Source organism: Streptomyces nigrescens (assembly GCF_027626975.1).
GTDB classification, from domain to species: domain Bacteria; phylum Actinomycetota; class Actinomycetes; order Streptomycetales; family Streptomycetaceae; genus Streptomyces; species Streptomyces nigrescens.
Genome location: NZ_CP114203.1, coordinates 3,117,090 through 3,132,532, shown reverse-complemented (window position 1 = coordinate 3,132,532; position 15,443 = coordinate 3,117,090). Strand labels below are relative to the sequence as shown.

General features: G+C 71.0%; 11 protein-coding genes. 2 read left to right on the top strand and 9 right to left on the bottom strand.

What is annotated here, in order from left to right; all coding sequences use genetic code 11:
• Positions 1–20: 20 nt before the first annotated feature.
• On the top strand, positions 21–1,046 hold the full coding sequence (locus STRNI_RS13980; protein ID WP_018087331.1) for an ATP-dependent 6-phosphofructokinase: 1,026 nt from the start codon (positions 21–23) through the stop codon (positions 1,044–1,046).
• Positions 1,047–1,132: 86 nt separating this feature from the next.
• Here STRNI_RS13980 and STRNI_RS13975 read toward each other — a convergent pair whose 3' ends face one another.
• The 8 genes from STRNI_RS13975 to STRNI_RS13940 form a co-directional block, all read right to left on the bottom strand.
• Positions 1,133–3,682 carry an ABC transporter permease gene (locus tag STRNI_RS13975; protein ID WP_159486125.1) on the bottom strand — a complete coding sequence of 850 codons (2,550 nt, stop codon included), beginning with the start codon at positions 3,680–3,682 and terminating at the stop codon, positions 1,133–1,135.
• A gap of 81 nt (positions 3,683–3,763) precedes the next feature.
• Positions 3,764–4,564, bottom strand: a complete 801-nt coding sequence (locus tag STRNI_RS13970) for an ABC transporter ATP-binding protein (protein ID WP_159486123.1) — start codon at positions 4,562–4,564, stop codon at positions 3,764–3,766.
• 190 nt (positions 4,565–4,754) lie between these two features.
• Entirely contained in the window at positions 4,755–5,465 is a 711-nt protein-coding gene (locus STRNI_RS13965; protein ID WP_159486121.1) for a helix-turn-helix domain-containing protein, read from the bottom strand.
• 132 nt (positions 5,466–5,597) lie between these two features.
• Positions 5,598–6,449, bottom strand: coding sequence for a carbohydrate ABC transporter permease (locus STRNI_RS13960; RefSeq protein WP_277411349.1), 852 nt, complete (start codon positions 6,447–6,449; stop codon positions 5,598–5,600).
• A gap of 3 nt (positions 6,450–6,452) precedes the next feature.
• A complete protein-coding gene (locus tag STRNI_RS13955) occupies positions 6,453–7,373 on the bottom strand; it encodes a carbohydrate ABC transporter permease (RefSeq protein WP_266444696.1) in 921 nt (306 codons plus the stop codon).
• Positions 7,370–8,734, bottom strand: a complete 1,365-nt coding sequence (locus tag STRNI_RS13950) for an extracellular solute-binding protein (RefSeq protein ID WP_274738219.1) — start codon at positions 8,732–8,734, stop codon at positions 7,370–7,372. Before STRNI_RS13950 ends, STRNI_RS13955 begins: the two co-directional genes overlap by 4 nt.
• 63 nt (positions 8,735–8,797) lie before the next feature.
• Positions 8,798–9,487: a response regulator gene (locus STRNI_RS13945; RefSeq protein WP_078518472.1), complete on the bottom strand. Its 690-nt coding sequence runs from the start codon at positions 9,485–9,487 to the stop codon at positions 8,798–8,800.
• A 40-nt stretch (positions 9,488–9,527) separates the two neighbouring features.
• Complete coding sequence (locus tag STRNI_RS13940; protein WP_274738222.1) at positions 9,528–11,189, bottom strand: sensor histidine kinase; 1,662 nt, start codon at positions 11,187–11,189, stop codon at positions 9,528–9,530.
• A 165-nt stretch (positions 11,190–11,354) separates the two neighbouring features.
• On the opposite strand from STRNI_RS13940, the gene STRNI_RS13935 reads away from it, so the two are divergent.
• A complete protein-coding gene (locus STRNI_RS13935) occupies positions 11,355–12,761 on the top strand; it encodes a cation:dicarboxylate symporter family transporter (protein WP_159486111.1) in 1,407 nt (468 codons plus the stop codon).
• 113 nt (positions 12,762–12,874) lie between these two features.
• Here STRNI_RS13935 and glgB read toward each other — a convergent pair whose 3' ends face one another.
• Positions 12,875–15,436 (bottom strand): 1,4-alpha-glucan branching enzyme, encoded by a 2,562-nt coding sequence (gene glgB, locus STRNI_RS13930; RefSeq protein ID WP_277411348.1) that lies wholly within the window; start codon positions 15,434–15,436, stop codon positions 12,875–12,877.
• Positions 15,437–15,443: the final 7 nt, after the last annotated feature.

The following is a 15,443-nucleotide window of genomic DNA, read 5'->3' as shown; positions in this document are numbered from 1 at the left end:
AGCACAGGAGACACAGCACGATGCGTATCGGAGTCCTCACCGCAGGCGGCGACTGTCCCGGCCTCAATGCTGTGATCCGGTCTGTTGTCCACCGTGCCCTCACCGGGCACGACGACGAGGTCATAGGCTTCGAGGACGGCTTCAAGGGGCTGCTCGAAGGGCGCTTCCGCAAGCTCGACCTCGACGCGGTCAGCGGCATCCTCGCCCGCGGTGGCACCATCCTCGGCTCGTCCCGGCTGGAGCGCAACCGGCTCCGTGAGGCCTGTGAGAAGTCCAAGGACATGTCCAAGGACTACGGCATCGACGTCCTGATCCCGATCGGCGGCGAGGGCACCCTCACCGCCGCGCGGATGCTGGCGGACGCCGGGATGCCGGTCGTCGGCGTCCCCAAGACCATCGACAACGACATCTCCTCCACCGACCGCACCTTCGGCTTCGACACCGCCGTCGGCGTCGCGACGGAGGCGATCGACCGCCTCAAGACCACCGCGGAGTCGCACCAGCGGGTGATGGTCGTCGAGGTGATGGGACGGCACGCCGGCTGGATCGCGCTGGAGTCCGGGATGGCCGGCGGCGCCCACGGCATCTGTCTGCCCGAGCGCCCCTTCGACGTCGACGACCTGGTCACGATGGTCGAGGAGCGGTTCGCCCGGGGCAAGAAGTTCGCGGTCGTCTGTGTCGCGGAGGGTGCCCACCCCGCCGAGGAGACCATGGACTACAAGAAGGGCGCGATCGACCAGTTCGGTCACGAGCGGTTCTCCGGTATCGGCAACCACCTCGCCATCGAGCTGGAGAAGCGCCTCGGCAAGGAGGCCCGCCCGGTCATTCTCGGCCATGTCCAGCGCGGCGGTACCCCCACCGCGTACGACCGGGTGCTCGCCACCCGCTTCGGCTGGCACGCCGTCGAGGCCGCCCACCGCGGCGACTTCGGCAGGATGACCGCGCTGCGCGGCACCGACATCACGATGGTGCCGCTCGCCGAGGCGGTCACCGAGCTCAAGACGGTGCCCGAGTGGCGGATGGACGAGGCCGAGTCGGTCTTCTGAGCCCCGGCGGTTCCGCACCCACCACAACGGCGGCGCGCCTCCCCTCGGCCGAGGGAAGGCGCGCCGCCGTTCGTTCGTCTGCGCGGTCACTGTGCGCCGATGGACTCCAGCATGTTCAGCCGGGCCGCCCGGCGGGCCGGCCACAGCGCGGCCAGCATCCCCACGGCCGCCGCGAGCAGTACGAACAGCGCGAGCCGGCCCCAGGGCAGCAGCAGCTCGTAGGTCGGCAGGCCCTGGCTGACCAGGTTGCCGGCGGCCCAGGAGCAGAAGACACCCACCGCGATGCCCAGGCCCGCGCCGAACAGCGCGATGACCACCGACTCCAGCCGGACCATCTGCTTGATACCGCTGCGTGCCAGGCCGATCGCCCGCAGCATCCCGATCTCACGGGTCCGCTCGAAGACCGACATGGCGAGGGTGTTGACGACGCCCACCACCGCGATGATGACGGCCATGCCCAGCAGCCCGTAGGAGACGTTGAGCACCATCTCGATGTCCGCGGCGTTCTCCTTGCGCAGGTCGGCGTGGTCCTGGACCTTCAGCAGCGGGCTGTCGCCGAGGGCGTGCCGGATCTGCTTCTCCAGCCCCTCCGACGGGCCGTCCTGGGCCTTCACCAGCAGGGACTCGACCATCGGCACGAGCTGGTGCGGCGCCGCCAGCGAGGTGGCGCCGATCGAGTCGCCGAGCAGCTGGTTGTCCGCATAGATTCCGACGATCTTGAGCTTCGCCTTCTTCTTGTCGAAGAAGGTGGCGTCCAGGGTGTCGCCGGTGTGCCAGCCCTTCATCTTGGCCATCTTCTCGGAGACCGCGATGTCGTTGCCTCCGGCGCCCTTCAACGAACCGCTGGTAAAGTCCAGTTGGGCGACCTTGCCGATCTTGCTGAGGTCGGTGCCCATCAGGCTCATGATGGAATCAGGGGTCTCGAAGCCCGTATTGCGCAGCGGAGCCGCCACCTCGACGCCCGGGACGTCCGCCACCTTCTGCGACAGCTTGGGGTCCAGACCGGACGACGTGGCCCCGATCTTGTAGTCGGCCTTCAGCCCCTGGGCCGTCATCTTGTCCATGGCCTGCCCGGCCGAGTTCCCGACGACGGTCATACCGGTGATCAGGGTGAGGCCGATCATCAGCGCCGAGGCGGTCGCCGCCGTACGGCGGGGGTTGCGCAGCGTGTTCTCCTTGGCCAGCTTGCCGCTGATGCCGAAGAGCCGGGTGGTGACGACGCCCGCCAGCGAGACCAGCGGCCGGGACAGCAGCGGCGCGAGGATGATGACGCCGGTCAGCGTCAGCATTCCGCCCACCATCGCGATCGGCAGGTCGTCGGCGTCCTTCAGCGTGGAGACGTAGCACATGGTCGCGATGCCGAGGCCGGTGATGACCGCGCCGAGGGAGTTGCGGAGCACCAGGCTGCGCAGTGCCGGCGGCGCCTCGACGGTGTTGAGCGCCTCCACCGGGGCGATCTTCGCCGCCTTACGGGACGGCAGCCAGGCGGCCAGTACCGTCACCACGACGCCCACACCGAGAGCGGAGAGCACCGCGGCCGGGCTGATGACGACCGGTCCGTCCGGGAAACCCGCGCCATTCGCTTCGAGCACCGCCCGCAGGCCCACCGCGAGGCCGGTGCCCAGCGCGAATCCGACGGCCGATGAGATCAGGCCCAGCAGGGCCGCCTCCGCGAGTACCGAGCGCACGACCTGACGGCGGGAGGCGCCGATCGCGCGCATCAGGGCGATCTCCCGGCTGCGCTGGGAGATCAGCATGGTGAAGGTGTTGGCGATGATGAAGACGCCGACGAACAGCGCGATCCCGGCGAAGGTCAGCAGCGTCTGGCTCAGGGCCTCGTTCTGACTGGCGACCATCTTGGACTGCTCGGCGGCGAGATCGGTGCCACTGGTCGCCGTGGCGCGGTCCTTGGGCAGCACCTCGCTGACCTTGGCGGTCAGTGCCTGCTGATCGGCGCCGGGCGCGGCACCGATCACCAGCTCGTCGAACTGGCCGGGGTGCAGGAACAGCTTCTGCGCGGTGGCGGTGTCGAAGAGCGTCAGGCTGCCGCCCGCGGTGACCTGCGGGTCGTCGGTGGAGACGATGCCGACCAGCTTCTTCGTCAGCACCGGGCCGTCGGTGGCGAGCCGCACGGAGTCACCGATCTTGCGGCCGGACGCCTTCGCGGTCGCCTCGTCCAGCGCGATCTCGTTGCCGGCGGCCGGTCCGCGGCCCTTCAGCAGCGGGTAGCGGGGGTCGTGACCGTCCTTGCCCGGCTGGAAGTTGGCGGCGAGGTTCTGCCAGTCGTGGCCGAGCGGCACATTGTCCGGGCCGGCGACGGTGGCCGTGCCGTTGACGTTGCGGCGTACGGACTCCACGCCGGGCAGTGCGCGGATGGTGTCCGCCAGCTTTTCGTCGACAAGGGTGGTCCGCTTGCCGTCCTTGCCGACGTCCGGGGAGTTGTCGGCGGCCTCGGCCTGGACGGAGACGGCCACCCCGTCGAGGTTCTTCTCGGACGCCTTCTTGACGGCCGAGCCGACGGTGTCGCTGAAGATGAGGGTGCCGGCGACGAAGGCGACGCCGAGCAGGACCGCGAGCGCGGTCATCATCAATCGGGCTTTGTGCGCAAGGACGTTGCGCAGGGCGGTTCGCAGCATGGTGGTGGTGTCAGTCCTGGGTCCGGTGGCTCGGGATGGAGGGCAGCGCGCCGGGGAGCGCGGGAGGGCGGTGCGCCGGTGTCAGCTCGTACGGCCCTTGGAGTCGAAGAGCCGCATCCGGTCCAGGACGGTGTCCGCGGTCGGCTGGTGGAGCTCCTCGACGATCCGGCCGTCCGCGAGGAAGACCACCCGGTCCGCGTAGCCCGCGGCGACCGGGTCATGGGTGACCATCACCACGGTCTGGCTCATGGCCTGCACCGACTCCCGCAGAAAGCCCAGGACTTCGGCGCCGGAGCGGGAGTCGAGGTTGCCGGTCGGCTCGTCCGCGAAGATGATCTCCGGCTGGGCGGCCAGCGCCCGGGCGACCGCGACCCGCTGCTGCTGGCCCCCGGAGAGCTGCGCCGGCCGGTGCGCCAGGCGCCCTGACAGGCCGACCGTTTCGATGACGCGGCTGACCCACTCCCGGTCCGGCTTGCGGCCCGCGATGTCCATGGGCAGCGTGATGTTCTCCAGCGCGCTCAGCGTCGGCAGCAGATTGAACGCCTGGAAGATGAAGCCGATCTTGTCCCGGCGCAGCCGCGTCAGCTGCTTGTCGTTCAGCGACGCCAGCTCCACATCGCCGATCCTGGCCGAGCCGGACGAGATCGCGTCCAGACCCGCCATGCAGTGCATCAGCGTCGACTTGCCGGAGCCCGAGGGGCCCATGATGGCGGTGAACTGGGCCTTGCCGAACTCGACCGAGACGGAGTCCAGCGCGACCACACGGGTGTCCCCCTGGCCGTAGACCTTGCTCAGATCCGTGGCGCGGGCGGCGACGGCAGCGGTGGCGCGGGCGGGGGCGGGGGAACCGGGGAAACCCGGAAGGGCGGCCGCGTGGGACACGGGGACTCCTGGAGAAGGAACGGAAGTTTTCGACGTTCCTATTCTTGAAGGCGCAGGTCAGCCGGTCCTCACCCGCAGGGACCGAAAGCCGGACCGGCCGGAAGTGCCATCACCGGACCCGGTGTCATCCTCTGGACGGACGGCCGTCCGCCCAGCGGCCGACGGGAGGGGACAGGGCCGCCGCCCGCGCTCAGGGGTCCTGCCTGCCGGTCCGGGCCCAGAATTCCGCCACGATGTCGTCGAGAAGGGCGCGCCCCGCCCTGCCGGACTCCTCGGCGCTGCCCCCGTCGCCCCAGTTGAGCGTAGCGGTCATGGTCGCCTGGTACTCGCCGTGCAGATCCCGCAGAACGCCCTGGATCTGCTGCCTGGGCAGCGGGACGAGCTTGCCCACCGGCCGGACATAGGCCTGCCAGCGGGTGGTGGCCGCGCTGGTCAGCAGCTCGGCCAGCTTCTCGTCCCGGCCGGTGAAGCGGAGCAGTGCGGGCAGCGGCAGCCGCAGCACCTCGGCGAGCGCCGCGGCCTGCCGGTCGTTGCCGCGCCACTTCCCGCCGGCCTCCAGACGCTCGTACGCGCTCGCCTCCATGCCGATCCGCCGCGCGAGGTCCACCGGGGCGAGGCCGAGCGCCAGACGGTATTCACGCAGGGTGCCCGGTGCGCCGAGAAGTTCGCCCGGTGTGCACCACAGGGCGCCGGCCAGCGCGGTCAGTTCGGCTTCCGAGGGGCTGCTCTCCCCCCTTTCCCAGGACGCCACCGTTTCGGGCGCTGTCCGCATGCCGAAGGCGGCCCATATGCCGTAGGCGACATGGGCCGGGGTCATGCCGAGGGCCTCGCGGAGCCGGCGGGCGGCCTCGGCGTTGAAAGGGGGCCGGCGGGGCTCCCCGGCTTGCGTGTTCACCGGCACACGGTAAGTGACGGGGTGCGGCCACACCTATCGTTCGGATACCCAAGCCGGAAAGTCGTAGGAAGCTACTAGCCGGCCGGTTTCCCGGTCCCGTCTGGGGGCTTTCCGCCGGCGGCATCCGGCGGCATCCCCTCAGCCCTTCACGGCGCCACCGAGCGCGAAGCCGCCGCCGAGCCGTCCGGAGACAAGGATGTACAGCGCGACGACCGGTGTCGAGTACAGGATCGAGAAGGCCGCCAGTTCACCGAAGGCGATGGCGCCGTAATTGCCGAAGAAGGTGAAGATGCTCACCGAGGCGGGCAGTTGCTCGGGGGAGAGCAGCAGCATGAAGGGCACGAAGAAATTGCCCCACATCATGATGAAGGTGTAGATCGCGACGACGGCGACACCGGGTCCCATCAGCGGCAGAATCACCCGCAGCAGGGTCTGCGGCCAGGAGGCGCCGTCCGTCCACGCCGCCTCCTCCAGGACCTTCGGCACCCCGTCCATGAAGTTCTTCATCAGCCAGATGGCGAACGGGAGTTGGGCGGCGGCCAGGAACAGCGCGGTGCCGTACCGGGTGTCGATCAGATCGATCTGCACGAACAGCCCGTAGACCGGGACCATCACCGCGGTGACCGGCAGACAGGTGGAGAACAGGACGGTCAGCAGATACGGGCGGGCCAGACGCGAGCGGAAGCGGGAGAGCGGATAGGCGGCCAATGCCGCGCAGACCACCGTCAGCAGCGTCGCGCCGCCGCAGATCAGCAGGCTGTTGAGCATCGGGGTGAAGGTGATCTCGTCGGTCAGCACCGCCGAGAAGTTGTTCAGTGTCGGGGACTCGGGCAGCCGCACCCGCAGCGTCGCCTCCGCGTCCAGGGACGCCAGCACCAGCCAGACCAGCGGAACCGCGAACGCCACCGCGACGACCAGCAGCCCGGCGTCGGCGGCCAGCCGGTGCCGGTGCCGGTGGTGCCGGTGGTGGCGGTGGCGGGGGAGCGGCACGGCTCAGACCTCCTCGCGCAGCAGACGCAGGTAGATGACCGAGAACAGCGCCCCCACCAGCAGCAACAGCAGCGCCACCGCGGTGCCGTAGCCGATCAGGGACTTCAGGAACGCCTGGTCGTACATGAACACCGGCAGCGTCTGGCTGCGGTTGCCCGGACCGCCCCGTGTCATCACCCAGATCAGCCCGAAGACGGAGAGCGTCTGGAGGGTGTTGAGCATCAGATTGGTGCCGATGGAGCGGCGGATCATCGGGAGCGTGATGTGCCACAGCCGCCGCAGCCCGCCCGCCCCGTCGACCTCGGCGGACTCGGTGACCTCCTGGGGGATCCCGGCCAGCGCCGCGGAGTAGATCAGCATCGAGAAGGCCGTGCCGCGCCAGACGTTGGCGAACGACACGGCCATGATGGGCAGCGTGAACAGCCAGTCCTGAGCGGGCAGTTGGAGCCACTCCAGCAGGGCGTTGAGGGTGCCGCGCCGCTCGAAGAAGGTGTAGAGCAAAAAGCCCGCGACGATCTCCGGGAGCACCCAGGCGGTGATCACCATCGCACCGGTCAGGGACCGTACGGGCCGTGAGGCGCGGCGCATCAGACCGGCCAGCGCCAGGCCCAGGGTGTTCTGCCCGACGAGCGAGGAGAGCACGGTGAACACCAGGGTCAGCACCACGGCGTTGCGGAACGCCGGATCGCCGAACGCCCGGCGGAAGTTGGCCAGTCCGACGAAGGACGCCGACTCCTGGCCGGTCAGCTGGGTGTCGGTGAAGGCGATGAGGACGCAGTAGCCGATCGGGCCGACGAGGAAGAGCAGCAGCAGGACGGTGGCCGGGACGAGCGGGGACCAGCGCAGCAGCCGGGTCCAAAAGCCGACCGACGGGGCACCGGGTGTCCGGGCGCGGGCCGCGGTCCGGGCCAGGACGCCGGTCATGGCTTGGCGACGGTCCGGCCGTCGACCAGGGACTTCAGCGTCGCGTCATAGTCCGCGGCCGCCTTGTCCGGCGAGGCGTCATCGGCGGTGACCGCCTCCATCGCCTCGCCGATCGCCGCGGCCACCCGGGGGTATTCGGGCAGCGCGGGCCGGTATTGGCTGATCTTGACCAGGCCGGTGAAGAAACCGATGCCGGGCACCGACTTCCGGTAGCGGGGGTCGGCCGCGACGTCCTTGCGCACCGCGATCTGCGCGCCCCGTACACACCATTCGAGGGCGTTCGGCCGTGACTGGAAGGTCTCGATCAACTTCCAGGCCAGATCGGGCTGCTGGGCCTTGCGCGGTACCGACCAGGTCCAGCCGCCGGCCAGGCTGACCCGGCCGGGCGGGGCGCCGTGCTGGGTGGGGAACGGTGCCTGCCCCAGGGTGGCCGACCACTCGGGCCAGGGGTTGCCGCCGCCCGTCTTCTGCCACTGCTGGCCCAGCCAGGAGCCGTCGAGATCGATGGCGAGCTTTCCCTCGGGCAGCAGCTCGGCGGCCACATTGGTCTGGATGTTGGGGCTGAGCGCATCGGAGACATCGGGACCGAGCCGCTCCTTGTAGACCGTGTCGAGGAAGGCCAGGCTGTCCTTGAAGCCCTGGGTGCCGGTGACCCACTTCTTCGCGCCGGGGTCGTAGAGCTGATGCTCGCCGGTGCCGTACAGCAGCATCTCGAAGCCCTGCATCACGGCGGCCTCGCCCGCGCCCTTGCCGGTGAAGACGTTCAGCGGGATGACGCCGGGGACCTTGCGCTTGATCGTCCGGGCCGCGGCCAGGACCTCGTCCCAGTCCTTGGGCCGCCAGTCGGCCGGCAGCCCCGCCTTCTTGAAGATCTTCCTGTTGAACCACAGTCCGCGGGTGTCCGTACCGTCCGGGACGCCGTAGGTCCTGCCGTCCTGCCCCTTGGCCGCGGCCTTCGCGGCCGGCTCGAACTGCCGCCAGGCGTCCCAGGTGCGGAGGTGGTCGTCCAGCGGCCGCAACAGCCCCGCGGTGATGTCGGAGTTGACCAGGAAGGTGTCCTCGTAGACCAGGTCCGGTGCGGTCCGCGGGGAGCGCATCATCTGCTGGATCTTGGTGTAGTAGTCGTTCTCGGACGCCTGGATCGGGATGAGCCGGACCTTCTTGCCGGGGTGGTCCTTCTCGAACTGCCGCGCCACCAGCCGGACATAGTCGTCCCGCACGGTGACCCTGCTGTTGGTGTCCTTGATGAAGGCGACCTTGACGGTGCCGGGGTCGCTCCCGGACCCGCCGCCGCAGGCGGTGAGCGTGCCGGCGGCCACGACGGTGGCGGTGAGAAGCATCAGCGGGGCGATGGGGCGCACGGCACGACCTCCAACTAACCACGGTGTCCTGCCCGCTGAAAGTAAGTCACCGGTCACAGTGGGTCAATGGCCCGACCAGCGATAGCGCAATTCGGGGCGCCCGACCTGGCCGTACTGGGGGGCGCGGGCGGCCCGGCCGCTCTCCACGAGATGTTCGAGATAACGGCGGGCGGTGATCCGTGAGATGCCCACGTCGGCCGCCGCCTCGGTCGCCGTCAGCCCGCTCCCGGCCGCCCGCAGCACCGTGGTCACCGCCTGGAGGGTGGCCGCGGTCAGCCCCTTGGGCAGCGCGGCCGGACGCGGCGCGCGCAGGGCGGCGATCGCCCGGTCCACCTCGTCCTGCCCGCTGGCCTCGCCGGTGGCGGCCCGGAACTCCGCATAGCGGGTGAGCCGGTCGCGGAGGGTGGCGAAGGTGAACGGCTTCAGGACGTACTGCACCACGCCGAGCGAGACGCCCTCGCGCACCATCGTCAGATCCCGCGCCGAGGTGACCGCGATGATGTCGGCGGTGTGCCCGGCCGCCCGCAGCGTACGCACCAGCTGCAGCCCGTGGCCGTCGGGCAGGTAGAGGTCGAGCAGCAGCAGATCGACGGCGTGCTGTTCGAGATGGCGGCGGGCGTCGGCGCCGGAGTGCACGGTGCCGGAGACGCTGAAGCCGGGCACCCGCCCGACGTACAGGGCGTGGGCGTCGGCCGCGACCGGGTCGTCCTCGACGACGAGGACCCGGATGTCGGAGGGGGTCACCGCTTCCATCCTCTCCCCGCGGGACGGCCCGCGCAGGGCGGCACCCCGCTCATCTCGCGGCCCCCGTCCGCAGCGGCAGCCGCACGGTGAACCGCGCGCCGCCCTCCGGTGCCCGGTCCAGCGTGACGGTGCCGCCGTTGCGGCGTACCGCCTGCTGGACCAGGGCCAGGCCCAGACCGCGGCCCCGGGCGGGCGCGCCGGTGCCCGGCTTGGTGGTCCAGCCCCGTCGGAAGATCTCCTCGGCGGCGTCCGCGGCCACCCCCGGCCCGTTGTCCGCCACCCGCAGCAGCAGCTCGCCGTCGGCCACCCGTGCGGTGACCTGCACCCGAGGCGGCTCGGTGGCGCCGTGCTCCTGGGTCGGCGCGGCGGCGTCGATGGCGTTGTCGAGGAGGTTGCCCAGAACCGTCACCAGATCGCGGGCCGGCAGACCGGGCGGCAGCAGCCCGTCGTCGATCCGGCTGTCGGGCGTGAGGATCAGGGCGACACCACGCTCGTTGGCCTGGGCCGCCTTGCCGAGCAGCAGCGCGGCGAGCACCGGCTCGGCGACCGCGCCGACGACCTGGTCGGTGAGCGCCTGCGCCAGCTCCAGCTCCGTGGTGGCGAACTCCACGGCCTCCTCGGCCCGCCCCAGCTCGATCAGCGAGACCACGGCGTGCAGCCGGTTGGCGGCCTCGTGGGCCTGTGAGCGCAGCGCCTCGGTGAAACCGCGTACCGAGTCCAACTCCCCGGAGAGCGCCTGGAGTTCGGTGTGATCGCGGAGGGTGACGACGCTGCCGCGCCGCTCACCGCCGGAGACCGGCGCGGAGTTGACCACCAGGACCCGCTCGCTGGTCAGCTGCAGTTCGTCGACCCGCGGGCCGGGCGCCAGCAGTGTCTCGGTCAGCGGTTCCGGCAGCCCCAGCTCCGTGACGCGTCGGCCCACCGCGTCGTCGGAAAGCCCCAGCAGCTCCCGCCCGCCGTCGTTGATCAGGGCGACCCTGCGCTGCCCGTCGAGCATCAACAGCCCCTCGCGCACGGCGTGCAGCGCGGCCTGGTGGTAGTCGTGCATCCGGCTGAGCTCCTGGGCGTTCATCCCGTGGGTGTGCCGCCGCAGCCGGGCGTTGATGACGTACGTCCCCAGGCCGCCGAGCGCCAGCGCCGCGGCGGCCACGCCCACCAGCGCGAGCACCTGGTCGCGCAGCTGCGCACTGATCGTCTTGATGGTGATCCCGGAGCTGACCAGCGCCGTGATCCGGCCGCCGTGCCCGGGGTCCCGGACCGGCGCCACGACCCGTACGGACGGCCCGAGCACCCCCAGATGCGTCTCCGGGAAGATCTCGCCGCGCAGCGCCGGGCCGATGTGCCCGAAGTACTTCTTGCCGATCGCGGAGGGCTCGGGGTGCGTCCAGCGGATGCCCTTCGGCGACATGATCACCACGAAGTCGACCCCGGCGTCGCGCCGCAGCCGTTCGCTGTACGGCTGGAGCGCGGCCGTCGGGTCCTTGCTGCGGGCCGCCGCCACGACCGCCGGGGAGTCGGCGACGGCGGTGGCCGCCGCGGTCGCCTGCCGCCGCGCGGTCTCCTCCGCCTGCCGGCCGGCGCTGACGTACGCGAAGACGGCGCAGCCCATCACGACCACCGCGACCAGCACGACCTGCATCGCGAAGAGCTGCCCGGCGAGGCTGCGGGGGCCGCGCAGCCGACGGGGAGGCCGGGGTCGGGGGAGTCGCATGCAGAACAGTCTGCACGGTTACCGAAGAACCGTCTGCACGGTCACTTTTACGTGAACGAAATGTACGTAAGGGTGACGGGCGCCACAGCGACGTGCATAGTCGCCGGGACTTGTTGTGTGACAGAGCCGCAGATCAGCGCACAGCCGTAGACCGAGGAGGCAGCCGTGGCTGCACAGACCCCGCCGCGTGGGGGCACCACCGAGGAGACCGCGCCGGTGAAGCGGGACCGGACCCATTACCTCTACATCGCCGTGATCGGGGCGGTGCTGCTCGGCATCATCGTGGGCTTCGCCGCCCCCGGTGTCGCCGTCCAGCTCAAGCCGCTCGGCACCGGGTTCGTGAACCTGATCAAGATGATGATCTCGCCGGTCATCTTCTGCACCATCGTGCTGGGCGTCGGCTCGGTGCGGAAGGCCGCCAAGGTCGGCGCGGTCGGCGGACTGGCCCTCGGCTACTTCATGGTGATGTCCACCGTCGCACTGGCCATCGGCCTGGTCGTCGGCAATCTGCTGGACCCCGGCTCCGGCCTCCATCTGACCGAGACCGTCAAGCACGCCGGGCACGCCCAGACCGAGGGCGGCGGGGAGTCGCTGCCCGAGTTCCTGCTGGGCATGATCCCCACCACGCTGGTCTCCGCCTTCACCCAGGGTGAGGTGCTCCAGACGCTGCTGGTGGCGCTGCTGGTCGGCTTCGGCCTGCAGGCGCTGGGCTCGGCGGGCGAGCCGGTGCTGCGCGGTGTCGGACACATCCAGAAGCTGGTCTTCCGGGTCCTGGCCATGATCATGTGGGCGGCGCCGGTGGGTGCCTTCGGCGCCATCGCTGCGGTGGTCGGCGAGACCGGCCTGGACGCGCTGAAGTCGCTGGCCGTCATCATGGTCGGCTTCTACATCACCTGTCTGCTGTTCGTGATCGTGGTGCTCGGCGCGCTGCTCCGGCTGGTCGCCGGTGTCAACATCTTCCTGCTGCTGAAGTACCTCGGCCGGGAATTTCTGCTGATCCTCTCCACCTCGTCCTCGGAGTCGGCGCTGCCGCGGCTGATCGCGAAGATGGAGCACCTGGGCGTCAGCAAGCCGGTGGTCGGCATCACCGTCCCCACCGGCTACAGCTTTAACCTCGACGGCACCGCCATCTACCTGACGATGTCCTCGCTGTTCGTGGCCGAGGCGATGGGCAAGCCGCTCCCGCTCGGCCAGCAGATCTCGCTGCTGGTGTTCATGGTCATCGCGTCGAAGGGGGCGGCCGGGGTCACCGGCGCGGGCCTGGCGACGCTGGCCGGCGGACTGCAGTCGCACCGCCCCGAACTGGTCGACGGCGTCGGCCTGATCGTCGGCATCGACCGCTTCATGAGCGAGGCGCGCGCCCTGACCAACTTCGCCGGCAACGCGGTGGCCACCGTGCTGATCGGCACCTGGACCAAGGAGATCGACAAGGCCCGGGCGGCGGACGTGCTCGCCGGACAGGTGCCGTTCGACGAGAAGACGCTGGTGGACGACGCGCCCGCCGAGCCGGTCGCCGCGGAGGTCGTCGCGCCGCGGGACGGCGGGCTGGAGAAGACGTCCGCCAAGGTCTGACCCAGGCCCAAGGAGGGGAGAAGGGGCGGGTGCCGCAGAAGGCGCCCGCCCCTTCGGCGTGACCGTGCGGCGGGCGACCGCGCGACCGCCGACAACCATCGGCCGTGAGGCGGTCAGGACGGTCGTAGCCAGAGGGTCGCCAGCGGGGGGAGGACGAGGGAGACGGATGCGGTGCGGCCGTTCCAGGGGGTCGGTTCGGTCGTGAGGACGCCGGGGTTGCCGACGCCGCTGCCGCCGTAGCGCGGGTCGTCGGTGTTGAGGACCTCGCGCCAGGCGGGGAGGTGGTCGGGGACGCCGAGCCGGTAGGCATGGCGGACGACGGGGGAGAAGTTGGTGACCGAGAGCAGCGGGGAGCCGTCGGCGGCGAAGCGCAGGAAGGGGAAGACATTGTCCTCGCCCGCCTCGCCGTCGATCCAGGAGAAACCGGCCGGATCGGTGTCGCGTTCCCACAGCGCGGGCGTGGCGGCGTACCGGCGGTTCAGCTCGCGCACGAGATCGCGTACGCCCCGGTGGTCCGCCTCCGCCCCGTACGAGGGATCGAGCAGCCACCAGTCCGGTCCATGGCTCTCCGCCCACTCCGCGCCCTGGGCGAACTCCTGCCCCATGAAGAGGAGTTGCTTGCCGGGGTGGGCCCACATGAAGCCGAGGTAGGCCCGGTGGTTCGCCCGCTGCTGCCACCAGTCACCGGGCATCTTCGACACCAGCGCGCGCTTGCCGTGCACCACCTCGTCATGGGAGATCGGCAGCACATAGTTCTCGGAGTAGGCGTAGATCATGGAGAAGGTCATCTCGCCGTGGTGGTACTTCCGGTGCACCGGCTCCTTGGAGACATAGCCGAGGGAGTCATGCATCCAGCCCATGTTCCACTTCAGGCCGAAGCCCAGACCGCCGAAGCCGCCGGGCCCCACATGGTGCGTGGCGCGGGTGACGCCGTCCCAGGCCGTGGACTCCTCGGCGATGGTGACGACGCCGGGGCAGCGGCGGTAGACCGTCGCATTCATCTCCTGGAGGAAGGCGACCGCGTCGAGGTTCTCCCGGCCGCCGTGGACGTTCGGGGTCCAGCCGCCGTCCTCGCGGGAGTAGTCGAGATAGAGCATCGAGGCGACGGCGTCCACCCGGAGACCGTCGATATGGAACTCCTCGCACCAGTAGACCGCGTTGGCGACCAGGAAGTTACGGACCTCGGTGCGGCCGTAGTCGAACTCCAGGGTGCCCCAGTCCGGGTGCGCGGCCCGGGCCGGATCCTGGGGCTCGTAGAGCGGGCGGCCGTCGAACTCCGCCAGCGCCCAGTCGTCGCGCGGGAAGTGCGCCGGCACCCAGTCCATCAGCACCCCGATGCCGGCCCGGTGCAGCGCGTCGATCAGGAACCGGAAGTCGTCCGGGGTGCCCATCCTGGCGGTGGGCGCGTAGAACCCGGTCACCTGATAGCCCCAGGAGCCGCCGAACGGGTGCTCGGAGACCGGCATGAACTCGACGTGGGTGAAGCCCAGGTCCTTGACGTAGGCGGGGAGCTGATCGGCCAGCTGACGGTAGGTGAGGCCGGGGCGCCAGGAGGGGAGATGCACCTCGTAGACGGAGAACGGGGCCTCGTGCACGGGGCGCGCGCCGCGCCGGGCCATCCAGTCGGCGTCCATCCAGCGGTAGTGCGACGCCTCCACGACCGAGGCGGTGTCCGGCGGGCACTCGGTCCGCCGGGCCATCGGGTCGGCACGTAGGGTCCGTGACCCGTCCGGCCGGGTGATCTCGAACTTGTACAGCTCGCCCTCGCCGAGGCCCGGGAGGAAGAGCTCCCAGACACCGGACGAGCCCAGCGAGCGCATCGGGAAGCCGGTGCCGTCCCAGTAGTTGACGTTGCCGACGACCCGCACGCCCTGCGCGTTGGGCGCCCAGACCGTGAAGCGGGTGCCGGTCACGCCCTGGTGCTCCATGATCCGCGCGCCGAGCGCCTGCCACAGCTGCTCGTGCCGGCCCTCGCCGAACAGATGCAGATCCAGCTCGCCGAGCGCGGGCAGGAAGCGGTAGGGGTCCTGCACGGTCACGGTGTGGTTGCCGTAGTCGACCAGCAGCTCGTAGTCCGGGACGGTGCGCAGCGGCAGCACCCCGGCGAACAGCCCGTCCCCCTCGGCGGGCAGATCGGCGCGCAGCCCCTTCGCCAGGACGGTGACGCCCTTCGCATACGGCCGCAGGACCCGGATGAGCAGCCCGCCGCGTACGGGGTGGGCGCCGAGCAGGCCGTGCGGATCGTGATGGGCACCGCCCAGCAGCCGGCCGCGGTCCTCGTCGGAGAGCGGTGTGGCGGCCCGGACCCCGTGGCTGCCGTTCGGCCGCTCCGCGCGGGGCGGGCCCGCGGGCCCGGCGGTCCGGCCGGGCGGTGCGGCCGTGTCCCGGAGGCCGGGCGGCCGGGCGGCGAAGGTGGCACCGGCGGTGCTCCGGCCCGTCGGCGCGGTGCCGGAGGCCGGCGGCCGGGGCGTGGCCGCGTGGCCGGACCGCCCCGCCGCGCGGTCGTCGGCCGCGCCCCGGGCGGGCGCGGTGCCGGGAGCGGTGGGGCGGGGAGGCGGGGAGCCGGAGGGGGATGACGGAGTCGTTCCGGCCGGGGTGTGGGGTGACGGGGAGCCGGAGGGGGATGGCGGAGCCATTCCGGCCGGGGGATTGGCGGGTGACGGGCGGGCGGTCACGAGAGGG

Excerpts from the sequence above, each read along its gene's own strand:
- STRNI_RS13980 (WP_018087331.1), top strand. The coding sequence starts at position 21 with ATGCGTATCGGAGTCCTCACCGCAGGCGGCGACTGTCCCGGCCTCAAT.
- STRNI_RS13975 (WP_159486125.1), bottom strand. The coding sequence starts at position 3,682 with ATGCTGCGAACCGCCCTGCGCAACGTCCTTGCGCACAAAGCCCGATTG.
- STRNI_RS13955 (WP_266444696.1), bottom strand. The coding sequence starts at position 7,373 with ATGACCGGCGTCCTGGCCCGGACCGCGGCCCGCGCCCGGACACCCGGT.
- STRNI_RS13945 (WP_078518472.1), bottom strand. The coding sequence starts at position 9,487 with ATGGAAGCGGTGACCCCCTCCGACATCCGGGTCCTCGTCGTCGAGGAC.
- STRNI_RS13940 (WP_274738222.1), bottom strand. The coding sequence starts at position 11,189 with ATGCGACTCCCCCGACCCCGGCCTCCCCGTCGGCTGCGCGGCCCCCGC.